The organism is Psychrobacter sp. AOP7-A1-24, from assembly GCF_052376235.1.
Taxonomy (GTDB): Bacteria; Pseudomonadota; Gammaproteobacteria; order Pseudomonadales; family Moraxellaceae; genus Psychrobacter.
Window position 1 is genome coordinate 25642 of record NZ_JBQSVM010000024.1, and the last position, 23677, is coordinate 49318.

The 23677-nt window shown below is 41.3% G+C and carries 20 protein-coding genes; 9 read left to right on the plus strand and 11 right to left on the minus strand.

The window, feature by feature from the left end; all coding sequences use genetic code 11:
- Nucleotides 1–207: 207 nt before the first annotated feature.
- Nucleotides 208–1524 (plus strand): phosphoribosylamine--glycine ligase, encoded by a 1317-nt coding sequence (gene purD / locus ACT3QQ_RS09420; RefSeq protein ID WP_444527822.1) that lies wholly within the window; start codon nucleotides 208–210, stop codon nucleotides 1522–1524.
- Nucleotides 1525–1972: 448 nt separating this feature from the next.
- Nucleotides 1973–3367, plus strand: a complete 1395-nt coding sequence (locus ACT3QQ_RS09425) for an ABC1 kinase family protein (RefSeq protein WP_444527804.1) — start codon at nucleotides 1973–1975, stop codon at nucleotides 3365–3367.
- 136 nt (nucleotides 3368–3503) lie between these two features.
- On the opposite strand, the gene ACT3QQ_RS09430 is transcribed toward ACT3QQ_RS09425, so the two are convergent.
- Nucleotides 3504–4178 (minus strand): SAM-dependent methyltransferase, encoded by a 675-nt coding sequence (locus ACT3QQ_RS09430; protein ID WP_444527805.1) that lies wholly within the window; start codon nucleotides 4176–4178, stop codon nucleotides 3504–3506.
- A 188-nt stretch (nucleotides 4179–4366) separates the two neighbouring features.
- Here ACT3QQ_RS09430 and ACT3QQ_RS09435 point away from each other — a divergent pair, with 188 nt between their 5' ends.
- A complete protein-coding gene (locus ACT3QQ_RS09435; RefSeq protein WP_444527806.1) occupies nucleotides 4367–4558 on the plus strand; it encodes a DNA gyrase inhibitor YacG in 192 nt (63 codons plus the stop codon).
- Nucleotides 4559–4597: 39 nt separating this feature from the next.
- The gene (locus tag ACT3QQ_RS09440; protein WP_444527807.1) at nucleotides 4598–5779 is read left to right on the plus strand and encodes an aspartate aminotransferase family protein; all 1182 of its coding nucleotides are present in this window, start codon (nucleotides 4598–4600) and stop codon (nucleotides 5777–5779) included.
- Between the two features lie 115 nt (nucleotides 5780–5894).
- Here ACT3QQ_RS09440 and ACT3QQ_RS09445 read toward each other — a convergent pair whose 3' ends face one another.
- Nucleotides 5895–7046 (minus strand): iron-containing alcohol dehydrogenase, encoded by a 1152-nt coding sequence (locus ACT3QQ_RS09445; RefSeq protein ID WP_444527808.1) that lies wholly within the window; start codon nucleotides 7044–7046, stop codon nucleotides 5895–5897.
- A 194-nt stretch (nucleotides 7047–7240) separates the two neighbouring features.
- On the minus strand, nucleotides 7241–8461 hold the full coding sequence (zigA, locus tag ACT3QQ_RS09450; RefSeq protein ID WP_444527809.1) for a zinc metallochaperone GTPase ZigA: 1221 nt from the start codon (nucleotides 8459–8461) through the stop codon (nucleotides 7241–7243).
- Nucleotides 8462–9060: 599 nt separating this feature from the next.
- Here zigA and ACT3QQ_RS09455 point away from each other — a divergent pair.
- Nucleotides 9061–9351: a hypothetical protein gene (locus tag ACT3QQ_RS09455; protein WP_444527810.1), complete on the plus strand. Its 291-nt coding sequence runs from the start codon at nucleotides 9061–9063 to the stop codon at nucleotides 9349–9351.
- Nucleotides 9352–9807: 456 nt separating this feature from the next.
- On the opposite strand, the gene ACT3QQ_RS09460 is transcribed toward ACT3QQ_RS09455, so the two are convergent.
- The 7 genes from ACT3QQ_RS09460 to ACT3QQ_RS09490 all read right to left on the minus strand — a co-directional run bounded on the left by ACT3QQ_RS09460 (nucleotide 9808) and on the right by ACT3QQ_RS09490 (nucleotide 18961).
- On the minus strand, nucleotides 9808–10707 hold the full coding sequence (locus ACT3QQ_RS09460; protein WP_444520793.1) for a LysR family transcriptional regulator: 900 nt from the start codon (nucleotides 10705–10707) through the stop codon (nucleotides 9808–9810).
- Between the two features lie 232 nt (nucleotides 10708–10939).
- The gene (gene dnaX, locus ACT3QQ_RS09465) at nucleotides 10940–12865 is read right to left on the minus strand and encodes a DNA polymerase III subunit gamma/tau (protein WP_444527811.1); all 1926 of its coding nucleotides are present in this window, start codon (nucleotides 12863–12865) and stop codon (nucleotides 10940–10942) included.
- A 69-nt stretch (nucleotides 12866–12934) separates the two neighbouring features.
- Nucleotides 12935–14197 carry a hypothetical protein gene (locus ACT3QQ_RS09470; RefSeq protein WP_444527812.1) on the minus strand — a complete coding sequence of 421 codons (1263 nt, stop codon included), beginning with the start codon at nucleotides 14195–14197 and terminating at the stop codon, nucleotides 12935–12937.
- 115 nt (nucleotides 14198–14312) lie between these two features.
- Nucleotides 14313–15851, minus strand: coding sequence for a lysine--tRNA ligase (gene lysS / locus ACT3QQ_RS09475; protein WP_444527813.1), 1539 nt, complete (start codon nucleotides 15849–15851; stop codon nucleotides 14313–14315).
- Between the two features lie 97 nt (nucleotides 15852–15948).
- Nucleotides 15949–16341 (minus strand): hypothetical protein, encoded by a 393-nt coding sequence (locus ACT3QQ_RS09480; RefSeq protein WP_444527814.1) that lies wholly within the window; start codon nucleotides 16339–16341, stop codon nucleotides 15949–15951.
- A gap of 158 nt (nucleotides 16342–16499) precedes the next feature.
- Nucleotides 16500–17591, minus strand: a complete 1092-nt coding sequence (gene prfA / locus ACT3QQ_RS09485; RefSeq protein WP_444527815.1) for a peptide chain release factor 1 — start codon at nucleotides 17589–17591, stop codon at nucleotides 16500–16502.
- A gap of 224 nt (nucleotides 17592–17815) precedes the next feature.
- Nucleotides 17816–18961, minus strand: a complete 1146-nt coding sequence (locus tag ACT3QQ_RS09490; protein WP_444522777.1) for a beta-ketoacyl-ACP synthase III — start codon at nucleotides 18959–18961, stop codon at nucleotides 17816–17818.
- A gap of 318 nt (nucleotides 18962–19279) precedes the next feature.
- Here ACT3QQ_RS09490 and pnuC point away from each other — a divergent pair, with 318 nt between their 5' ends.
- The 4 genes from pnuC (at nucleotide 19280) to creD (ending at nucleotide 22942) form a co-directional block, all read left to right on the plus strand.
- Nucleotides 19280–19984: a nicotinamide riboside transporter PnuC gene (gene pnuC, locus ACT3QQ_RS09495; protein WP_444527816.1), complete on the plus strand. Its 705-nt coding sequence runs from the start codon at nucleotides 19280–19282 to the stop codon at nucleotides 19982–19984.
- Complete coding sequence (locus ACT3QQ_RS09500) at nucleotides 19935–20543, plus strand: AAA family ATPase (protein WP_444527817.1); 609 nt, start codon at nucleotides 19935–19937, stop codon at nucleotides 20541–20543. Before pnuC ends, ACT3QQ_RS09500 begins: the two co-directional genes overlap by 50 nt.
- A 91-nt stretch (nucleotides 20544–20634) precedes the next feature.
- Nucleotides 20635–21159, plus strand: a complete 525-nt coding sequence (locus tag ACT3QQ_RS09505; protein ID WP_444527818.1) for a TIGR00645 family protein — start codon at nucleotides 20635–20637, stop codon at nucleotides 21157–21159.
- A gap of 160 nt (nucleotides 21160–21319) precedes the next feature.
- Nucleotides 21320–22942 (plus strand): cell envelope integrity protein CreD, encoded by a 1623-nt coding sequence (gene creD / locus ACT3QQ_RS09510; RefSeq protein WP_444527819.1) that lies wholly within the window; start codon nucleotides 21320–21322, stop codon nucleotides 22940–22942.
- A gap of 148 nt (nucleotides 22943–23090) precedes the next feature.
- Here the strand turns inward: creD and ACT3QQ_RS09515 are convergent.
- On the minus strand, nucleotides 23091–23677 hold a 587-nt coding region (locus ACT3QQ_RS09515), incomplete at its 5' end, for a DUF421 domain-containing protein (protein WP_444527820.1).

Consider the following 23677-nt stretch of genomic DNA (forward strand, 5'->3'; position numbering starts at 1 on the left):
GTGTACAACATCATTTCATGAATCATCAACGCGTCGATAACCTTTACTAATGAGACAATACAATTTTAAACATTGATATTGATGATTCAATGCTGGCAGGCGGATACTCATGGTAATTGGAGACGTTTTTTTGTTAGAATATGCCAACATATTTAAGAGCGTACGACTCGCTCACTATTAACTTTAATGCTAAGGGCAAAAGGTATGATGAATATTTTGGTGGTTGGCTCAGGTGGTCGCGAACACGCATTGGCATGGCAATGTGCAAAAGATGACAATGTAAAAAATGTCTACATCGCTCCTGGCAATGCTGGCACCGCCCTTGAGCCTAAATGTCAAAACGTTACACTAGAGTCTACCGATGCTGAAGCAGGCGAGCATAGTGCTGTTATCGCGTTTTGTCAAAATAATGATATCGATATGGTAATTGTTGGTCCAGAAGCGCCGTTGGTAACGGGTATTGTTGATGCTTGTCGTGAGGTAGGTATCAGAGCATGGGGGCCAACAGCGTACTGTGCACAGCTAGAAGGTTCAAAAACTTTTGCCAAAGAATTCATGGAGCAAAACAACATCCCAACGGCTGCTTATCAAGGGTTTACCGACGCAGTCGCTGCAAAAGCCTATGTCGATGAGCAAGGCGCGCCTATCGTCATCAAAGCAGATGGTCTTGCTGCAGGTAAAGGCGTCATCGTCGCTGAAACGATCGAACAAGCGCATGAAGCTATCGATGATATGCTGGCAGATAATAAGTTCGGTGATGCTGGTAGCCGTGTGGTTATCGAGCAGTTTTTGCAAGGCGAAGAAGCTAGCTTTATCTGTATGATTGATGGTGACAATATCCTACCAATGGCAACCAGCCAAGATCACAAACGTGCTTTTGAAGGCGATACCGGTCCGAACACGGGTGGCATGGGTGCATACTCTCCTGCTCCCGTTGTTACGAGCGATGTTCACAACAAAGTAATGCGGCAAGTGATTCAACCAGTAGTTGATGCTATGAAAAATGCAGGCCATCCTTATACTGGCTTCCTATACGCTGGGCTGATGATTGATAAAGCAGGCGACCCTTATGTCATCGAGTTTAACTGCCGTTTTGGTGATCCAGAAACACAGCCTATCTTAATGCGTTTGCAGTCATCAATGGTAGATTTAGTCGCACAAGGCTTAGCCGGTCAGCTACCTAGTGAAGCAAAATGGGATGCTCGCCCTGCTCTAGGTATCGTTGTTGCATCAAAAGGCTACCCTGAAACTTCGTCGAAAGGTGATGTGATTGCTGGCTTACCAGAATTAGATCCCAACAACGATAACGCTGTTAAAGTTTTTCATGCTGGCACAGCATTTTCTAACGATAATGATAAAGAGGTCGTTACAAATGGCGGACGAGTCTTATGTGTGACTGCTCTAGCAGATAGCATTTCTGATGCTCAGCAAGCAGCATTAGCAGTTACCGCTGCTATTAGCTTCGATGGTGCGCAGTATCGCCGTGATATTGGTCACCACGCCATCACTCGTGAAAATGCTTAGCAGCTAAAGCATACTAAAAGACATATTGAGTAACGTCTTGGGCAATATTTTAGATAATGCGAAGGTTTCGTCCAATATGCTTGCTCAATAGTATTTCTATATTTTATAGCTCTATATCATTATTTGACCTAGCATGATGCTAGGTCTTATTTTTAGTATCTTTTTGATACTTACCTATTAGCTATAAATAGACTTTTCTAAATTTTAATGGTCAGTGGATTTGCTAGAAAATTCTAACTATTTATTAATTATACTCAAATTAGTAAGTACCTATTTATCAATAGTTATCACTAGATATTGGCTTACAAAGTAACTATCAATGGCCAGCTCAGGCTCATAAAACCAACACGCTTTATATGATACAATTTTGTACCTGTGCATCACGTCTCCCTTGTATTGTAGGTTTCGAACCCGCAAATCAATACCAATTGGATGAATGATTATACTTATGGCAAATGATACGTCTAAACCTTTTAGCAACAAACAATCAATCGATAGCCTAAAAACCTCAGGTTTTGATCGTCGTATGTCGATTGCAAAAACTTCTTTGAATATTGGTCGTCGTTGGGCGGGTAATAGCGTGTCTGGTATGTTCTTAAATAAAGAAGCACGTACCGCACGTAATCAGGCGTTTATGGAAACTCAGGCAAATTATCTGGCATCTGAGCTAGGCAAGTTGAAAGGTTCAGTCGTCAAAATTGGTCAGATGTTAGCCATTTATGGTGAGCACATATTGCCGCCAGAGATCACGCGGGCTCTGCAAACCCTCAATGATGATACAGCGACACTAACTTGGCCAACGATTGAGCAAACCTTGCGTCAGTTATTGGGCAACAAACTAAACGAGCTAGACGTTGACCCTGTCCCAATTGGAACTGCCTCTCTTGCTCAAGTTCATCGTGCGACCGTAGTCGCCACTGGCGAACAAGTCGTTTTGAAAATTCAATATCCGGGTGTGGCAGACGCTATCAATTCTGATCTTGCTTTGTTCAAGCAATTGTTAAAAGTAAGTAATATCGTTCCTCAAACGCGCGCACTTGATGCTTGGTTTGAGGAAATACGTGACCTACTCCACCACGAAGTTGATTATGATGCGGAAGCGGCTACGACAGAACGTTTTTACGAGCGTTTAATCGATGATCCACGCTATATCGTTCCTAAGATTAATCGTACTTACTCTAAAAAACGTTTACTATGCATGTCATACGAGCCAGGTATTACGGTAGTCTCAGATGCATTACAACTGTTAACTCATGAACGCCGAAATGCCATTGGTCAAGCGGCTATCGAAGTCATGATGCAAGAGATATTTGTTTGGGGTGAAATGCAAACAGATCCTAACTTTGGTAATTATTTAGTGCGTGTGAGCGAAAACGAAGAAGATATCGATAGATTAGTTTTGCTGGATTTTGGGGCAATTCGTCAGTTTGATGGCAATTTATTAACGATTGCCCGTGGTTTACTACGTGCAGGATATCGCCATGACCAACAAGCAATGAACCTTGCAATGACAGGATATGATTTTTTCGACAGCATGAGTAGTAAGGTTCGTTCAGATATTGCTTCGTTATTTTTACTGGCTACAGAGCCTTTTAGTAATCCTGATAAAAACACAAACATCCCTAGTGAATGTTTGGACAATCAGAACCGCTACATTTGGGCGAATAGTAAATTACATTCGCGTTTATCTGCTACTGCTACACGCGCAATGCAGTCTTTTGAATTTAACTTACCACCGAAAGAATTTATGTTTATTAGCCGTAAGTTTATCGGTGCATATACCTTTTTGACTGTTCTAGATGCGCATACCAACTCTAATAGCCTTGTAAAACCTTATTTATAAACTGTGTAAATTTTGAACCGTCCTTTAGTGACGGTTTTTTTGGTTTTAGATTTTAATTGCTTAGGCTATTTTATATCTAACACCATTAGTTCTACTGTATATCACCGATATAAACTGCATATTTCTACTTAGGCTATTATTTTTCGTTCATAGTACTTACCTGCCAATCATCAAACCTAGTCTTGTACCACTTTGGCTTACGAATACTCAGTTCCCAACACACCTCTTGTCGTGCAAGGTACTTCACTTCGAAATGCGTGCGCTGACTAGTCGCTGGTACTCGAGTACGTGTCGATGGTAGGCACCATACTTTAGTTGCTTGGTGTTCTGCATTGTCCATATAGGATTCGATATTAGTCACTAATATTATTTCTCCGCCCACCTGCAAGCGTGATAATAAAAACTCAAAAAAAGGCATATTCAGCCACTGCTGATTTGGATTGTGCTGCTCAGGATTGGGATAAAGAATGAATATTTTAGCCAAGCTGTTTGGTTTGATGGCGTGCACTGTCCATGCAATCGCATCCGCATGAATCGCATCTAGGTTTGATAGATTTTGTAGAGCAGCTAATTTTGAGAATGCTTCAAATTTATTACGTGTGCGTTCAATGGCTATCAAATGTTTGTCAGGATTTTGTGCGGCAAAGCTCAGCGCATGCTTACCCTTCCCTGCCCCAATCTCTAGCATTAACGGCTTTTCATCTTCATTGTCACTGATAATACTTGGAGTAACAAAGTCACGCGGTGCTGACAGTTTTTGCGGTTGAAAGGCACGCTCTTGCTGATGCGTGAGATCAATATTGTCGGTCATCTACTATCCTTAAAGCATTTGTCTTTTGTCATTATTCGGCCCCATGCTATTATATAACCAATCCAATTGAATAGTAATACGGCGACAGCAAGTACGCCTCGTTTCGTCTTAATTTAAATGACGGATACGTTTTACGCTTTACCCTATGCAACCGATACTAATAACATTTAGGACATTGCTCTTTTCTTATGACTGACTCTACTTCACATACGCCTCCAAAGACCTACCCTTGCCCACGTTGCGGTACTCAGACGGCCTGGCAAGACAATAAATATAAGCCGTTTTGTAGCAGTCGCTGCAAACTTATTGATTTGGGTGCCTGGGCAAATGAAGATTACACTTTGCCTGCAGAAACCACACCTTTTTCTGACGAGCTATAACCCACACTTTTACTCAATTTTATACCAAGGATGTTTGACATGTCTGCTACTTACCTGATGCCCACTTATAATCGTCAACCAATCAACTTTACGCGCGGTGCAGGCAGCTGGCTCTATACCAAAGATGACACACCTTACTTAGATGCCTTAACTGGTATCGCAGTATGTGGCCTGGGACACTGCCACCCACAAATCACTGACGCTATTCAGCAGCAAGCAGGTACGTTAGTTCACACCAGCAATTTGTTCGGTATTGATTGGCAAGAGCGTGCTGGAGAGATACTGTGTACCGCTGCCCAAATGGACAGTGTGTTTTTTGCCAATAGTGGTGCTGAAGCAAACGAAGCAGCATTAAAAATGGCACGATTATATGCACATAAACAAGGATTCAAACGTCCAAAAGTTATCGTCATGGAACAATCATTCCATGGTCGTACGCTATTATCTTTATCAGCTACTGCCAATCCAAAGGCACGTGAAGGGTTCTATACATTAGATGAAGATTTTATTCGTGTGCCATTTGGTGACATTGCTGCTATCCAACAGGCGGCACAAGATCACGATGAGATTTGCGCTATTTTTGTAGAGCCAATACAAGGTGAAGGTGGTCTCAATACAGCGGTCAATGGCTTTGCTTATCTTGAGGACTTACAAGCAGAATGTGAAGCTCATAATTGGCTATTTATGCTGGATGAAGTGCAAACAGGTAATGGTCGTACTGGCAAATATTTTGCCTATCAGCATAGTAACGCTCGCCCTGATGTACTGACGACAGCTAAAGGACTGGGGAATGGTTTCCCGGTTGGTACTTGTATGGTAAGTGGCCGTGCGAATGGCTTATTTGGTGCTGGTAGCCATGGCTCAACTTATGGTGGCACGCCATTAGCCAGTCGCGTGGTTCATAGTGTGTATGACGTATTAGCCAACAGCGATATTATGAATAACGCGGTCACCGAAGGGTTATTCATTCGTGAGACGATAGTCGATACATTAGGACATCATGACATCAGCAGTCGCGGTGCCGGTATGATGATCGGTATTGTATTACCTGAAGATATGGATTGTAGCCAGCTCGTAAATCGTGCTCGTGATGAACAGAATCTAATCATCAATGTTACTGGTGGTCATGTAATACGCTTATTACCACCGCTTAATATGAATCGTGATGAAAGCACACAAGTGGCTGAACGCTTGATTGACTTATTAAAACCTTCCTTTTGAAACAAGATTTTTGAAGCAAATTGATACAGTATTCAATCATATTTTATCAATAGTTAAATATATAAAAGACATAAACCGATAGGCTTATGTCTTTTTTATGGGCTAATAAGAATAATTACGAGCGGGCTTCAAACGCATTTTCAAAGATACCAACGATTTGTTCATGACTTGCTTGGATAGGGTTAGTTAAACCACACACGTCTTTTAAGGCATTTGTTGCTAGCTCATCAAAATCTTTACGCTTAACACCAAGCTCTTTCAACGATTTTGGGATATTGACGATATCTGCCAGTTTTTTAATCGCGTCAATCGTATTTGAACCTGCTAAGTCGCTATTGTTGTCATTTAAGATTTTGCCAACGGTATTCAACCTTTCTGTAGCCGCTGATTCGTTGAATGCTTCAACATGTGGTAATAACAAGGCGTTACACACACCATGCGGTAAGTCGTACATGCCACCTAATTGATGAGCCATTGCATGAACATAACCAAGTGATGCATTGTTAAATGCCATTCCTGCTAAGAATTGAGCATAGGCCATGTTTTCTCGAGCGACCATGTTTTTAGGTTCTTTGACGGCGGTCGGTAAAGAAGTCGCTATGAGCTCAATAGCTTTGACGGCACAGGCATCTGTAATCGGGCTAGCACCTGTAGATACATAAGCTTCTACTGCATGGGTCAATGCATCCATACCAGTCGCTGCCGTCAAACCAGCGGGCATATTGGACATGATACCAGAGTCGTTAATCGATAAAATAGGCGTGACATTGGTATCGACTATCGCCATTTTCACATGGGTGTTTTCATCTGTAATAATACAGAAGCGAGTCATTTCAGAGGCAGTGCCTGCAGTGGTATTGATGGATACTAACGGCAGTTGAGGTTTTTTTGATTGGTCGAGACCTTCATAGTCTTCAATCTTGCCACCATTGGTTGCAACCAATGCGATTGCCTTAGCACAGTCATGAACCGACCCGCCACCGAGCGATATCATCAAATCTGCATCAAACGATTTTAGTTCTGCAAGTCCTGCATTGACATTACCAACTGTTGGATTAGGCTGAACTTCGGTAAAAATTTTGACTTCTATGCCTTTTGACTGAAGGGGTTTTGTGACTTGATCTACGACACCGATCTTTTCGAGAATACTGTCAGTAACGATGAATATCTTTTTGCAATTGAGCTTTTCTAACTGCTCAATACCTTTTGCTAAAGCACCTTCACCGACTAAGTTGTTGGAAGGTATGAAAAATTGTGATAAAGCCATAATAACATCCTTGTTAATTTTACCTAATTAAAACTTAGCGTATAGCTAAGCAAAGTAATGATGCTTAATTCCCTTATATTTCCAAGGTCATCACATCATAATCTAAGAAAACAACTATACTTTTTACATTACTTCTATTTATAAGAGCCGTGTGCAGCTTGTTACTCATAGTAAGAACACAAAAAGACAATGTGCTAAGTAATCAAGTCAACCCACTCTGAAAACGGGTTACTCATCAACTGCCACTGTGCGGGGCCTTGGGCCATCTCGTCATCGTTAAGCAAACAATCATTGAATTTATCGATAAGATTTGATTCATCCATTTCTATCCCAATCAACACAATTTCCTGACGGGCGTCACCTGTACTCTCATCCCAATTACTTTCTATGATGTCACGATTCTGCTGATCTTGTGGCCACTCCTCTTCAGGAACTGTTGCCCACCAGTAGCCAGCCAGACCATGTCTGGCCATCGCACCAGCTTGTGACCAAGAACCTGCTAGCTTAGGATTAGACGCAAGCCAAAAGAAGCCTTTTGAGCGCACCACGCCTTCCCACTCTGTATTAATAAAATCGTAAAAACGCTGCGGATGAAAGGGACGACGGGCTCGATAAACAAAACTACTGATGCCATACTCCTGTGTCTCTGGCGTATGCTCTCCCCTAAGCTCTTTTAACCAGCCTGGTGCCTCAGAGGCTGCTTCAAAATCAAATAGATTGGTGTTCAGTAGCTTATCTAGATTGACTTGACCAAACTGAGAAACTTCAATTTTAGCTCGTGGATTTAAGGAATGAATAATCGCTAGTAGTCTTTCTTTCTCGTCATCTGAAATCAAATCAACTTTGTTCAACACAATGACATCACAAAATTCAATTTGATCAATCAGCAAATCAACCACGGTACGCTCATCTTCCTCACCTAGTGACTCACCTCGAGATTGTATGCTGTCGTAAGAACTGTAATCCTTTAAAAAGTTAAAAGTATCAACGACAGTGACCATGGTATCTAGACGAGCAAATTCATTTAGTGAGGAGCCGTCGTCATCTTCGAAAGTAAAAGTTTCTGCGACAGGTAACGGTTCAGAAATGCCTGTTGATTCGATAACCAGTTGATCAAAGCGATTGTCTTCTGCCAGACGTCGCACCTCTATCAATAAATCTTCTCGCAAGGTGCAACAAATACAGCCATTGCTCATTTCTACCAGCTTTTCATCAGTTCGGGACAGCTCGGCACCACCGTCTCTGACCAATGCTGCATCAATATTTACTTCAGACATATCGTTCACGATAACCGCAATGCGCCTACCCTCACGATTATTCAAAATATGATTGAGTAGTGTGGTTTTACCTGCACCCAAGAACCCAGACAACACGGTCACAGGCAGTTTTTTTTCGATGGCTAAAGAATTACTCATTGGCTGTCTCTTCTCTATCAATTTGTATGCTTGTTATTAAATATACCTAAAAATATTGGTTCTTAAATATGGTTACAGTTTGAATGACCGTTTGGTGTGACTGTCAGTACGTGCTGACTTTCAACAGACTGATAGGTACTAGCTCTCAAAAGGCGTATAAGGTGAAAAATGAGGTACAGCAAGAATCGCTATATTTATTAAGTATATTAGTAATGTTATAACATAACATTACGTAATTCAACTGAGTTCTGCATATAAATGATCTTCCTGATATATCTGCGAATTTAAAAGCACCCGCCAATTATGCTTGCTTAGACTGAGTCGGCATGGAACATATAGCTCTATCCCTTTATATTGAGAACACACTTTGCCCAAGCCATATAAGTGCTTTTATTAGCCTAGATAATCCTACTATCAAGGGCATCCATATGTCTCGGCTATATATCAAATTACTGAAGTTGGTCAAATTAAAAAACCTTAACACCTCCCACCTCAAAGAGACATTGCAAGGCTTTCTCAAATGGTGAATACAAACACGTCTATTTTTCTGACCATGGAACACGGCAAAAAAAGACCAAGAGTACTGCTTTGATACGGTGATGAGTAATATCTTTTGGAATGATCAAGGATTAATAGCCGCGGTAGCACAAGACGTGCAGGCCAAAGAGATATTAGTGATGGCTTGGGTCAATACCGAAGCACTTATAGAGATCTTAACCACTCAAAAGGTATGCTATTGGTCGGTTCCAGACAAACCTTATGGTGAAATCGACCAACCGGTTGTTATTTACGGCGAAGTGATTATTCACTCTAAAGTTCTCATTGCGCATTATGCCGTTATCTATGCTGATGAAATCGATGCACAAGGTGAAATGAAAAATAATTTGTAATGCTGTGGTCGCAAATGGAGGCAATCAAAAACGAATAATATACTGATAGGAAATGGCCGCATCGAAAAAATACAATCCAGTATTACAGGTGTGTCCGACGCAAAAAACATCGATGTCGAAAGCACTATAAAAAACAGAATCGATAACAGCGGCTGTTGGTGGTATCACAAGCTACACGGACATACCCTGCGACACGGGGTTTGAAGACACTGAAGATACGATAGCAATATGCCAAACAAGTTCTAAAGCTTTTAAGCGTTAAAGTCCGCACCAGTAAAGGTACGGACTAAGGATTACTGCCGATAGATGAATTAGAAAGGTTTCTTAAATAAGTGATGGCTAGTCAAATAGCGGAAATTGCTATGAGCGATATTGAAGAAAATATTATGATTCAAGCTGAGTCAAGATGTGGTTTATCGTTCCTCTCTAAGAACATGTCTTTATTTCAAGCATGTCCTAATTTGCATGAAAGTACTTTTTTAGCACTTCTAGGCAACGAATAATTTTGGCCGGTTGTTGGTCACGGTTCAATGTTACCGCATACAATACAAAACTTGGTAACTGATAGCCGGTCAACACTTCTACCAATTCTCCGCTTTCAAGCTCTTTCTTGACATCCATTTCTAACATTCTGACCAATCCGTGACCTTCTTTGGCCAATGTTGTCGCCATAAATACATTGTTAGTATAAATACGAGAGTTCATTTTGACTCGCGTTTTTTTGCCAGTTTCAGTCTGAATCATGTCAATTTGATTGGCATCTTTCATAATTTCAATACAGATTAATTGGTGCTCAGTTAAGTCTTTAGGCGTATTTAGCTTGTCATGTTGACGCAAGTACTGAGGTGAGGCAACCAATAATTGGCGTACATCCGTTAATGGATGGCTGCTTAAGCTAGAGTCGTTAATAGATGGACTCATGCGAATAGCAATATCAATACGTTCATCAATCATATCAATATAATGATTGTCGGCTAGATAGGTGACACTTAAATCATCGTGTGCCGCCATCCACGTAGAGAGTGCTGGCAGTATGTGGTTGACACCAAGCTCAGGAGTAGTCGATACACGCAAACTACCTGCCAGCTCATCACGCAATTGATTAACTTTGATACGCCCTTGTTCAGCCGCACTGACCACATCTTTTGCAGCTTCATAAAAGCTTTCACCAGCTTCTGTTAAGCTTAGCTTACGAGTGGAGCGATGTAATAATACTACGCCAAGATCATTCTCTAACGAACGAATTTGCTGACTGACTGCACTTGTCGTAATACCTAGCTCACGTGCTGAGCCACTAAAAGAGCCATGTCCGACCACACTGGCGAACACAGCCATACCGCGCAAATTATCCAACATATTCTCACCTAAACGTCATTTCTGTTTTTAATATAACTTAACCATTATAACGACTTTGTATTTATCTTATCGTTATCAAATGGTTCTCTCTTGTTTGATAAATATATTTTGACTCGTAATAAAAACAAAAATATCAAGGCGATATATTCTTATCACCTTGATATTTAATATAAAACCACGTTCAATATATAAATATACTTTTAGATATTCGAAGCAATCACTGCTCTAAGTCTTAATATAGCTGTACTTTACCCATCTTCCCCTCACCGCGTTCAGTTAAATACTGCATAACTGGTGTGTTTAGTAATTTTGTTTCAGCAACGGTTTTCGCCTGCTCTAAACGTTTCTTCTGTCGACGCTCTGGGGTTTTATCTTCGGTCTGCATGATACTACTATCAATTTTTAAGTCAATGTCAGCTTGCGTAAATTGCTGTTGTAACTTGGCAGCTAATTGCTGAAAAGTAGCCTGCAGGTGCTTACTATCAACACTAGTCAAAAACGTGGCTTTGCCATTGCACTGACCAGTCATTGTACCTTGTCGGGCTAGTGCTAGCTCATCCTGTGCCAAAATCTCTCCTTCGCGAGCAGTTTGTAACCAGTAATCCCATTTTTCCGGATTCCACTCGCCTGTCAGCTCTTGAGGTGAACAGCGCAGTAAAGTGCGTGGATCTTCATCAGAGTGGGTTATTAACTGAGAATCATTTGCGCCAGGCTCAACAACTGGTTCAGGCTCAACAACTGGTTCAGGCTCAACAACTGGTTCAGGCTCAACAACTGGTTCAGGCTCAACAACTGGTTCAGGCTCAACAACTGGTTCAGGCTCAACAACTGGTTCAGGTTTAGCACTATCAACTGACTGTACTAATTCCTCGTTATCATAAATACCACTTTGCAGCTCATCGTGACTTGGTTCTTGATAATCAACATTATAAAGCTCTGGTGGTGGTGCTGACGCTTCATGTGTAATAGCGTCTGGAGCTAAGCTAGAAGAAGCTGACTCTATAGCTGGTGCTTTCGCAGCAGACCCATCACTATCATAGGTATTGTTCAAAAACTCATCGACTGGCAGCGGACGGAACGCCAGCAACCTCAGAATACACATCTCAAGCGCTTGCATCGGTGTACTTGCAAGCTTGACACCTTCACGCGCTTGTACAACAATTTCATAATACAGTTGCAAAACATCGGGGCTAATATGTTGAGCTAGTTTATAAATATCTTTTGCTTGCGCCTCATTAACATTGAGAGCGACCTCAGGCAACAGCTGGGTCAATGCCAATTGATGTAATAGCTCAGCAAGCCCATCAAACATACTAGTCGCATCGACCATTTGCGCGCGCATCTGCTCAATATGGGCAGCAACAGCAGACTTATCATGATTATAAATATCTGTGATTAGACGTACTAAGTCAGCGGCATCAATGAGGCCAAGCATAGCATTGACAGTGGCATCATCTAGTGCGCCTTGACCAAAAGCGATGGCTTGATCAGTCAATGATAAAGCATCACGTACAGAACCTTTAGCTGCACTTGCTAATTGCCAAATAGCTGGCTGAGTATAGTCAACCTGCTCTTTAGTCAAAATATTTGCCAAGTGCTCGCTAAGTAACGTTTGAGGTAGCGGGCGTAGTACAAACTGTAAGCAACGTGAAATAATGGTAATCGGTAGCTTTTGTGGATCAGTCGTCGCCAATAAAAATTTCACATGTTCAGGTGGCTCTTCCAACGTTTTGAGTAGCGCATTAAAGCTGTGCGTTGACAGCATATGTACTTCATCAATTAAATAGACCTTATAACGCCCTTGGCTTGGTGCATAAGGCACATTGTCTAATAGCTCACGCGTGTCTTCAACTTTGGTGCGAGAAGCGGCATCAATCTCGATAAGATCAATGAAACGCCCTTGATCAATAGCAACACAGTTATCACACACGCCGCAAGGGGTACTGGTAATACCTGTATCACAATTCAAGCATTTGGACAAAATACGCGCAATCGTTGTCTTACCCACACCTCGTGTACCTGTAAACAGATAGGCATGATGCAGACGATTATAATCAATCGCATTAATCAACGCTTGAGACACATGCGTCTGCCCAATCAACTCGTGAAAGTTTTTTGGTCGGTATTTGCGAGCTAAAACTTGATATTGCTGCGTCATAGTAAATGCCAATGTAAATAATACAAATATAAAGGAAGCGTCGAGCTAATGAATCATACTATGTTTAGGTTATAACTGAGCTTGAAGTTGAGCCAGCCGGTCATATAAGCGCTGAGTGCTTTTATCAATCAATGAGCCTGCTTGATGAAAAATGTCTAGATAAACCTCAGTATTTACACTGTCTTCGCAAGGTCTAAACTCTACACCAAGTAAAAACAAATCGTCCATTACTGGCTCTTGTAATTGGACATTGATGTCTGATAATAAGTCTTTATAAGAGAGCCTAACATTTTCTGCGCTTAGCGAACTGCTATCGTCTTGTGCATAAAACACCATGAGATAATGACGTCCAAATACATGATAAGAATGCTCATGACGGACATAACCATTCCAGCGTGAGTCTTGATCCATGGTTCTATAAGCTAAGATTTTTTCTACTAGACACGCATAGGTATATATTGACTCATCTACCAAAATATCAACCTGCTCATTTGGTAAAGGTGTACCCGCTTCATAATAACGCTCAACCACACTGTTAAATAGCTTGAACCACATCCGATTATTTTTTTGCATTTCAGCCATTAAGGTATCGGCAAATACAGTCTGATTCGGCTCTACTGCTCTAAGTAAACGCGATTCAATTTGCTCAATTAACCCATTATCGAGCAATTGCTCCTGAACACGAATGGCTCGCTGATGAAAATCAGGTGATTGTAGAAACTGTTTAAGCAATGTTGATTCGTTTTGGAATGATGCAAAGCTGGACAGTTGACGACGATGAAAATCTAAAAAGGTCGTTAAATCACTTGGCGTCACCAACTGATTGAGGATATCAACAAAGTTTTGATGACTAAAAAATTGTAAAATACTTTGCTCATCATCTAAGTCTAAAACACAGTCCTCTGCAAAAAATCGACTGCCATATTCATAGCCAACCGCATAAGATGAATAGCCTGACTGATCGTCCTGATGATTGATAGACAACGACGTTAGACCAATAAAATAAACCGCTTTATCAGTTATCGAGCCGTTCCTATCTACAACTAGGTTATCGTTTTTTTGATAAATCTGAGCATGGCGCTTGATAAGTTGGTTAACAACTTCTTTTCTCCACTCGCGAACTTTAGCATTATCGACTTCTTGCTTATTCGCTTGAATGACAACCGTATTGACCAGCAGATAAATAGTAGCGCCAGAAAACTCAAAAACAAAATCATAACCCTGAAAATGATCAGAATCAGTGATTTTGTTATTAGGCAACTCATACAACGATAAAAAGCATTGCTGAATCATTTTTTGCCATAGCGTATGTGATGCTTGCTGAGTATCCATAATACCTCTATAAACGATATTTCACAAAAAAGCTTATGCTCATTCTGTAAAAATGAGCAAAAGCTTTTTGTGTTGAGTTAAGTATCAGTTTGGATTTATAGCAAGCAAACCCATCTTAGCTGTCTTGTTTGCGGCGCATGTGCGGGAACAAGATCACATCACGGATGCTAGCCGAATCGGTAAATAGCATCACTAGACGATCGATACCAATACCCTCACCGGCTGTCGGTGGCAGGCCATAAGACAATGCTTCGATATACTCTTCATCAAAATGCATGGCTTCATCATCGCCAGCGTCTTTTTCAGCAACCTGACCACGGAAGCGCTCAGCTTGGTCGGCTGGATCATTAAGCTCACTAAAGCCATTGGCCAACTCGCGACCACCAACAAACAGCTCAAAGCGATCGGTAATCTCAGGATTGTCATCACTACGGCGCGCTAATGGTGATGTTTCAGCAGGATACTCAGTAATGAATGTTGGCTGACGCAGCTGATGCTCAGCCGTTTCTTCAAAGATAATCGTTTGTAGTTTGCCCACACCAAACACATCTTTGACTTGTTGCTTAAGTGTCGTTGATGCATATTCTGCTAAGTATTCACGATCATTAATACGTGCCATATCGAAGTTTTCAGCATATTTTGCAATCGCATCAGACATTGATAGACGAGCAAATGGTGCTTTTAGGCTAATGGCTTCTTCTTGATAAGTTAGCTCTGTCGTACCCAACACATCTACTGCTAACTGATTGAACAGACGCTCAGTCAAATCCATCAAGTCATGATAATCAGCGTATGCTTGATAGAACTCAATCATAGTGAATTCAGGGTTATGACGAGTTGAAACCCCTTCGTTACGGAAGCTACGGTTAATCTCAAATACTTTCTCAAACCCGCCAACGACCAGACGCTTGAGGTAAAGTTCAGGTGCGATACGTAGATATAAAGGCATATCCAAAGCGTTATGATGCGTCTCAAACGGACGGGCTACTGCGCCGCCTGGAATCGGATGCATCATTGGCGTCTCAACTTCCATAAAACGCTCGTTGAGCATAAATTGACGAATACCACTAACGATCTGACTGCGAAGCATAAAGGTATTGCGAGTCGTCTCGTTGGTCATCAAATCAAGATGACGGTTGCGATAGCGCGCTTCGACATCAGCCAAGCCATGGAATTTGTTTGGCATTGGACGTAACGATTTGGTCAGTAAAGTAATTTCTTCAATGTGTACATATAAGTCACCTTTACCTGAGCGACCGATATAGCCTGATACACCAACGATGTCACCCAAATCTAGCGATTTAATGCTCGCACGCGTCTCGTCGTCAAGCTCTCTACGTGCGACATATAACTGAATACGACCTGTCATGTCTTGGATCACGATGAACGAACCACGATTAAGCATGACTCGACCTGCCACGTTTACCTGCGTTTTTTCACCATTCGCTGCTTTTTCTTCAATTTCCTGCTTTGAGACACCATCAAAAGCCCTCTGTAAGTCTTGCGCATAATCAGTGCGTTTAAACGTATTTGGATACGGCTGCTTGCCCGAAGCACTGATATCATCTAGTTTAGCTTGCAGTTGTGCAATCAGCTCGTTAGCATCTTCTGGAGCTTGCTCTTGATTCTGATTTTGATTATTGGGCTTTGACATAACACTCTCAAAATTATTAGGTGATTAGAGGAAGAAATAAAAACTATAAACTTAAAATAAGACGTTCAGATAAAACACGTCCTAACAAACACGACAATTAATCGACACAAATAGCAGGCTGTGCCACACCTTTCTTAATGACTTGATAACATCCAAACAAACTGCTATCGCTAGCGCATTGTCCAGTTTGATTCTTAGCATTTGGTTGGGCAAACCCGCTGGCGCTCTTACATTGTCCTTCGCAGTCGGCGAAGTCTTTACAAGCTTTACCAGCATCGCTATAAGATAACACACACTGGTAGCAACCACGTCTACCTTGTTGAACAAACCGTCCATTTTGTGAGTGACAAGTCGCGACCACCTCACTGGGCGGATAAACGCAAGCTTGATAAGCAAATGGATCGGCTGTCACATTTTCTGATAGGCTATCGGAGGACTGCTCTGATGATGTAGATGGTATAACACTACAAGCAGACAACCCAATCGCCATAAACGTACTCCATAAAACACGATTAGAAAATAGTCTTAAACTAGGCCTGTCAATTATCACGATTATTACCTTGGCTTATTCTATTTCAGGTATCAAAAACAATTGGCTATCTCTTCGTTCGTGCTTATGTCAATAATACTGATGATTCTGTAAATTTTTTATTCACCGCCGCCGATGCTGGCCATTAGATCAGCTTGATGCTCACGTAATAATGCGTCAAGAATCTCATCCAAGTCGCCTTCCATAATAGAGTCAAGCTTGTATAAGGTAAGGTTAATACGGTGATCGGTCATACGGCCTTGTGGAAAATTATAGGTACGGATACGCTCTGAGCGATCACCACTACCGACCAAGTCGCGGCGTATAGAATCCGCCACGTCAACCTGTGCTTGTACTTTGGCTTGTTGGATTTTAGCAACCAACATTTTCATAGCATGCGCACGGTTTTTATGCTGACTACGCTCTTGCTGACACTCTACCACGGTACCCGTTGGAATATGTGTCAAACGCACTGCAGAATCAGTGGTGTTAACGTGCTGACCACCAGCGCCACTTGAGCGGAAAGTATCCATTTTCAAATCAGCAGGATTGATATCGACGCTATCATCAATCTCAATTTCTGGCATGACTGCAACCGTACAAGCTGACGTGTGCACACGGCCTTGGCTCTCAGTTTCAGGGACACGCTGTACACGGTGCGCGCCCGATTCGAACTTTAAGCGACCATATACACTATTACCAGATACGCGAGTGATGATCTCTTTATAGCCGCCATGTTCACCTTCATTGGCTGACAGCACTTCCACTGTCCAGCCTTGGTTCTGCGCGTATTTTTGGTACATACGGAACAAGTCACCAGAGAAAATCGCTGCCTCATCACCGCCTGTCCCTGCACGAATCTCCAAAAATGCTGGCACTTTATCATTAGGATCTTTTGGTAGCATCATGACATTGAGCGCTTCTTCCATCTCAACTATGGTATCACGTGCACTTTCGATCTCATCAACCATCATCTCTTTCATGTCAGGATCTGTTGCATCGGCTAGCATCGCTTCTGCGTCAGCCTGATCCGTCTCTGCACCCACATAGTTTTGCCACAGCGTCGTGATTTCCATCAAGTCGCTGTGCTCGACAGACAATTCACGGAACTTATTATTATCACTGATGACGCTAGGATCTGATAATAAAGCGGTGACCTCTTCATAACGGTCTACCATCTGGTCTAAACGCAGGCGTAAGGATTCTTTCATAAAAGGACTTTTAATTGGATAAGAGGAATAAGCCCGTGATTATAGCAAATTTTTCGGGGTAAATTAAAACCTCTAATCATTCTTGTCAATATTCTGAGTAATCTTGACGTTATCTGTTTATATTTAGTTCTCACGACTCAATTTCAATAACGAAAAGAAAGACAAAAAAATAGCCAAGAATACTCTTAGCTATTTTTATCTATACGGGAGATGTAGTTAAAGTACTAAACTTTACGAACCAACACCGAACCAATAGAATAACCTGCACCAAATGAGCAAATAACACCCAAATCACCTGACGCTAAATCATCCTTATGTCGATGGAATACGATCATAGGGCTTGCTGAACTGGTATTGGCAAATTCAGCAATAACACTTGGCGCAATCGCTTTATCAGCATCTTTACCGATCACGGTACGTAAAATCAAATCTAACATATTGGCATTGGCTTGATGCAACCACATCATTTTGACATCAGATGTTGGGATGTCATTTTCGTGCAAGTGTTCAGTGATAATCTCTGAAACTTTTGGACAGACCTCGCGGAATACTTTACGACCATTTTGCAAGAACAGCTTATCAGTAACCGGCGCTTTAATATCGGGATACATTTCAGTCTGCGCTGCTAGATACTCTGAACGATCCATAAAGCCATATTCGTTTTTGATGTTGGTCGAAAACTGGGTAAATAGCTTAGAGTTTAGAATCTCATAACCTTTTGGCGTATCCAACTCTTCAACGATAGAAGCCGTCGCCACGTCACCGAAGATAAAGTGGCTGTCACGGTTGCGCCAGTTTAGATGCGCTGAGGTAATCTCAACGTTGACCACCGCAATACGTTTAGCCAAACCAGAGATGATAGAACCATGTGCTTGTGATAGACCAAAAGTCGCTGCACTACACGCAACGTTCATATCATAAGCAAAGCCGCCAACCATACCGATTTCGTTTTGGATTTCGATAGCAACCGCAGGGTAAGTGCGCTGAAAGTTTGAGCAAGCAAGGATGATACCGTCTAAGTCGTTGGCCTCAAGCCCAGCATCAGCGAGTGCGTCTTTTAGTGCTGCTGCACCCATCTCTGCCATTACCGATAGCTCTTCGCCCAAGTTACGATAAGGGATAACTGGTGCCATGATTTCAGTATTTAAAATACCTTCTTTTTCCATCACATAACGTGATTTGATACCAGATACTTTTTCGATAAAAGCAGCTGAAGAAGGCTCAAGTGCCGTTACTGTCTCTGCAGCTATCTCTTCGGCATGTTCAGTATTATAGTTTTCAACATACTGGTTAAATGACTCAACTAGCTCTTCGTTACTAATGCTATAAGGTGGGATATAAAGACCAGTGCCTGTGATACAAGTCGTCATGATAAGCTTCCTTGTCTACTACTGTGGTGCTTGGAATAAGCATAAAAGTGGAAAAATAATAGCCATTCAAATTCAGTGAATAACTGTAAACTTAAAATCAGTGTGTTTATTATGCCTGAATATTATAATTTTTCTAATACTTTGTTACAAATAATCTGTTTCTTGCCATAAATGAGCAAAGACTGCCGTCCATTTTCGATAGCTACGTTATAATTGCCGTGATTTCGTTCTGTACCATTCGTCAAACTGGCTCAATTATGCAGAACATTAACATACGTTATTCAGAACCCTGATACACGCTCATATTTAGGAATGCTAATGGCAGAACTTCTCAACTGGTTATGTGGTCAATACGCTGACTACTCTACGATATTCATTATTCTGGAACTGATTGCTGTTGTCTTTGGCGTAGCAAGTGTCTTACTTGCCAGCAAAACCAATGTACTCGCCTTTCCTATTGGACTGGTAAGTACGGCGATATTTGTCTATTTACTGTGGAAGTGGCAGCTGTTTGGCGATATGTTCATCAATGCGTACTATACCGTGATGAGCTTATATGGCTGGATTAACTGGTCAAAGAATAAGAGAAATCAGTCTGTCGATCATAAACAATCAAACAACGTCCGTATTGAGCATTTGCATACAGGCGACATTCCTATACTCTCTATTTTAGCAGCGGGAACAGTATCTTTTGTAGGGCTGGTTTATTATTTCCGTCCAGTGATTAACAATGGCTTTAGTTTCGATGGTGCGGTACTTGGACTACACCTATTTACTTGGGTCGACTATACTGACATGCTCACTACGGCTTTGTTTTTAATGGCAATGTGGCTCATGGCACGGCGCAAAATCGAGCATTGGATACTCTGGATTATCGCTGATGCGATATCGGTACCGCTATACTTTTATAAAGGTTTTACTTTTACTGCGCTACAATATGTAGTCTTCACTCTTATCGCAATCTGGGCATATTATGAATGGCAACGACGCTACCGTATACAACCTCGAGCAGCATACGCCTAAATCTGTCATCAACGTCGCTATTTTGGGTGCAGAAAGTACGGGTAAGACAACCTTATGTCGTGATTTGGCAGCGTATTTTGATACTTCTTGGGTATCAGAGTACATGCGGACTTATTTACAAGCAAAATGGGATAATGAAAATCTGACTTGTACATGGGAAGATCTACTGCCCATCGCACAGGGGCAGACTAAACTAGAGAATACCTTAGCCAAACAGGTCGCTCAAACGTCTGATACCAGTCATTATTTGTTTTGCGATACCAGTCTGTTTGAGTTGATGGTCTATTCTTACTGGTACTATGGCGACTGCCCTACTGCTCTAGAGCAAGCAGCATTAGCGCATCATTACGATTTGATACTATTGACTGATGTTGATATCCCTTGGGTGGCTGATGACCTACGAGACAGTCCATACCAGCGTGATGAGATAAGCGCTTATTTCGCCAGTCAATTAAACAAGCATCAAAAACCATTCCAGCGTATTAGTGGCGATAGAGACGAGCGTGTCCAGAAAGTAGTAGCGCAGCTCGCTAATATAGACAAAATATCGTACGACTAAAGCATAAAAAACTATGCCTATAATTAACATTTATTTATTTAAAAATTTTTGTCTTTAAGACTTTTTTGTGTTTGAAACTGAAGAGATACCCATGCTAAAAAAGTTTGAGCTTTATTTAGAAAAAACCATATTTAATAGTCGTTGGATACTGGCGCCTTTTTATCTAGGATTGGTATTAGGCATTATTTTATTATTTATTAAGTTTGTCCAAAAGCTATGGCATATGTTTGCTGACATTCTCACGGCTTCTGAGGCCAGCGTGATTGTAGATATATTGGTATTGGTTGATATCTCTTTGGTTGCCAGTTTACTGCTTATTATTATATTCAGTGGCTATGAGATTTTCGTTTCAAAAATCGATACTGGCAATCATGATGATCGTCCTAGTTGGATGGGCAAAGTAGACTTTTCGGGTCTGAAACTAAAAGTTATCGGAGCGATCGTCGCTATCTCAGCAATTGACCTTCTAAAATCCTTTATGGATATCTCTAGTGGAATGAGTGAACTTGATGCTGATAAGCTCATGTGGAAGGTTATTATTCACATGACCTTTGTATTGTCTGGCTTGCTATTCGCTATCATGGATAAAGTCGTTGGCGATACAAAAAAGCATTAACATTTATAGAATAATTATTCAAAACTATCAATTCTTACTCTTTCACAGTTTTTCCATACTTCCTGCACAGTTTCTCTTCATGCCCTTTCTATGATGTCTTTTAAAACCACAGTCTGCTATCTCGGCAGCTGTGTATTGAAGACATTTAGGAGGCGACAATATGCAAAAAACATTATTGACCAAATTATCTATCATTGTAGGACTTTGTATTGTCTTTTCGATCGGACTCGCTATGATTAGCGATATCATATACGAAAGACAATACTACGCAGAGTCAGTGATAAAAGAAATCACCAAGCAGCATGTCAATCCACAAGAAGTTATCAACCCGTTTATCGCCATTCCTACAACCGTCACACCCGCATGTCAATCAGATACATCTGATACACCAAACACAAAGAGCAAATGCGATTCATCATACTCTAAAATTGAGACGCTATTTGCTACTCAGACTCAGGCTGCACAGAACCTAAAAGTAAATACAGACACTTATAAACGCGGTATCTATAGCGCCACTAGCTATGATGGTCAGCTTACCTTCGATCAGAGCTATACGTTTGCAGAGGCTTTAGACAAAGTAGATCAGGCTGCAACTATAACCAACAATGATTCAGATTCAGTCGATACATCTCCTAATTCAGATAAGACACAACCAGCCAAAACCATTACCCACTGGAATCAAGCAAAACTTATCATTCCTGTGTCTGATTTGCGCGGTGTCGCCACCTTACCTACCGTCACAATCAATCAAAGATCAATTGTAGCAAACTATCCGCAGACACCAATGCTAGAGAATTTAACCTATGTGGAAGTAGATATTCCTAAAAATATATTGGATCAATTGACCAGTCCTACTAGCCAGCAGAACAAAAATAGTCGTGTTGCCACAGGTTCAACGAATAAAAATCTAGATAAATCGGAGAACAATAACCAACCGCCTAACCCTAAAGACAATCAAGCGCTCAATATTGTGATCGACTTACCTTTAGCAGGCATTAGCAATTTAACGACTGTACCAACGGGGCAGACTTTCACTCTATCCATGCACAGTGATTGGCAGACACCTAACTTCATCGGTAAAGCATTACCAAATACCAAGAGCATTACTGCTGAAGGATTCGATGCCAGTTGGCGAAATCAGTACCTGACTGTTGCCAATAACCAATACCTTTCTCAGTGTATCAGCACACCTAACCAGCATTGTACTATCATGAGTGAATCATCGCTCAATACCGATAGTTTTTCTACAGTTTCAGAAGGTGTGGTCACAGCATCGAATGACAGCTCAACTACTAATCATAGAAATATTCAATTGAACAGTTTTGGGGTTAGTTTTGCGAGTCCTAATGATGTCTACCTACAAACTGAACGAGCCATGAAATATGCGTTGCTCTTAATCTTAGTGTCGTTTGGTACTTTCTTTTTATTTGAGGTGCTCAAATCAAGTCGCATCCACCCTATTCAATATCTGCTAGTCGGCTGTGCGCTATTTGTATTTTATGTCTTATTACTACCGCTTGCAGAACAAGTCGCATTTTGGCAAGCATATACGGTGGCGGCCAGTGCTTGTGTCGGGCTTATTGGCTGGTATAGCTACTATGTATTTGGCAGTTTTAAACGAGCTTTAATCTTTACCGTTACGCTTGCTGGACTATATACTGCATTTTTTGGTATTTTAAGTACAGAAGACTTAAATCTATTACTGGGTGCGATATTCTGCTTTGTAATACTTGCCTGCGTGATGGTGATGACTCGCAAACTTGACTGGTATAAAGTCACATAGACGATGCAAGCTATCTAAATCTCACGCTGTATAAAACGAGTCAGACAAACTGGCAGTAAATAGCATATTTTGAAATGACAAATTGAAAGCATGAAGTACTTGGCTACCTTACGCTTACCAACTAAGCTAAGGCAGCCAAGTAGTAATATTATTTGACTATATGGTTGTTTAACGCTTTAGCCCAGTTATTGCAATTATCTTCGCAGCGCGGGCAACAATGATCAGGGTCAGGTATCTTATTGACATAACCGCAGTACATACAGGCATAGTAAGTATCTGTCTCTATTTCTTCGACTGCTTGATACTGCTTAGGAAAAAGCGGCATACCATAGTCCGTTTTTTCAGATGTGTGCAATAAAATACTAAAATTACCGTCAGCTTCTAGCAACCCCGTACGCACTTGACCTAGATGCTCAACGCTTTGTTGACGCATTTCAGCAAAAAATTCATCATGTGACATCTCACCTTTTTTTATCTTATCAAGTACCAGCATGCCATTTTCTACAATATATATTGCGCGGCCTTCTAGGAGATCTTCAAAAGGCTGGAACTTCATCATTACCCAGGTGCAAAGCCTATAGAGCAAGATAACAGTACCCATGATAAGTACCGCTTGGATAATGGGTAGATCTTCGGTGAACATGGGATCACCTGCAATAGAGCCCAGCGATAAAATGATAGTCAGCTCAAAAATAGAGAGCTGACGGACGCCGCGCTTACCAGTAAATCGCAAGA

Excerpts from the sequence above, each read along its gene's own strand:
- purD (WP_444527822.1), top strand. The coding sequence starts at position 208 with ATGAATATTTTGGTGGTTGGCTCAGGTGGTCGCGAACACGCATTGGCA.
- ACT3QQ_RS09425 (WP_444527804.1), top strand. The coding sequence starts at position 1,973 with ATGGCAAATGATACGTCTAAACCTTTTAGCAACAAACAATCAATCGAT.
- ACT3QQ_RS09430 (WP_444527805.1), bottom strand. The coding sequence starts at position 4,178 with ATGACCGACAATATTGATCTCACGCATCAGCAAGAGCGTGCCTTTCAA.
- ACT3QQ_RS09435 (WP_444527806.1), top strand. The coding sequence starts at position 4,367 with ATGACTGACTCTACTTCACATACGCCTCCAAAGACCTACCCTTGCCCA.
- ACT3QQ_RS09440 (WP_444527807.1), top strand. The coding sequence starts at position 4,598 with ATGTCTGCTACTTACCTGATGCCCACTTATAATCGTCAACCAATCAAC.
- ACT3QQ_RS09445 (WP_444527808.1), bottom strand. The coding sequence starts at position 7,046 with ATGGCTTTATCACAATTTTTCATACCTTCCAACAACTTAGTCGGTGAA.
- zigA (WP_444527809.1), bottom strand. The coding sequence starts at position 8,461 with ATGAGTAATTCTTTAGCCATCGAAAAAAAACTGCCTGTGACCGTGTTG.
- ACT3QQ_RS09455 (WP_444527810.1), top strand. The coding sequence starts at position 9,061 with ATGAGTAATATCTTTTGGAATGATCAAGGATTAATAGCCGCGGTAGCA.
- ACT3QQ_RS09460 (WP_444520793.1), bottom strand. The coding sequence starts at position 10,707 with ATGTTGGATAATTTGCGCGGTATGGCTGTGTTCGCCAGTGTGGTCGGA.
- dnaX (WP_444527811.1), bottom strand. The coding sequence starts at position 12,865 with ATGACGCAGCAATATCAAGTTTTAGCTCGCAAATACCGACCAAAAAAC.
- ACT3QQ_RS09470 (WP_444527812.1), bottom strand. The coding sequence starts at position 14,197 with ATGGATACTCAGCAAGCATCACATACGCTATGGCAAAAAATGATTCAG.
- lysS (WP_444527813.1), bottom strand. The coding sequence starts at position 15,851 with ATGTCAAAGCCCAATAATCAAAATCAGAATCAAGAGCAAGCTCCAGAA.
- ACT3QQ_RS09480 (WP_444527814.1), bottom strand. The coding sequence starts at position 16,341 with ATGGCGATTGGGTTGTCTGCTTGTAGTGTTATACCATCTACATCATCA.
- prfA (WP_444527815.1), bottom strand. The coding sequence starts at position 17,591 with ATGAAAGAATCCTTACGCCTGCGTTTAGACCAGATGGTAGACCGTTAT.
- ACT3QQ_RS09490 (WP_444522777.1), bottom strand. The coding sequence starts at position 18,961 with ATGACGACTTGTATCACAGGCACTGGTCTTTATATCCCACCTTATAGC.
- pnuC (WP_444527816.1), top strand. The coding sequence starts at position 19,280 with ATGGCAGAACTTCTCAACTGGTTATGTGGTCAATACGCTGACTACTCT.
- ACT3QQ_RS09500 (WP_444527817.1), top strand. The coding sequence starts at position 19,935 with ATGAATGGCAACGACGCTACCGTATACAACCTCGAGCAGCATACGCCT.
- ACT3QQ_RS09505 (WP_444527818.1), top strand. The coding sequence starts at position 20,635 with ATGCTAAAAAAGTTTGAGCTTTATTTAGAAAAAACCATATTTAATAGT.
- creD (WP_444527819.1), top strand. The coding sequence starts at position 21,320 with ATGCAAAAAACATTATTGACCAAATTATCTATCATTGTAGGACTTTGT.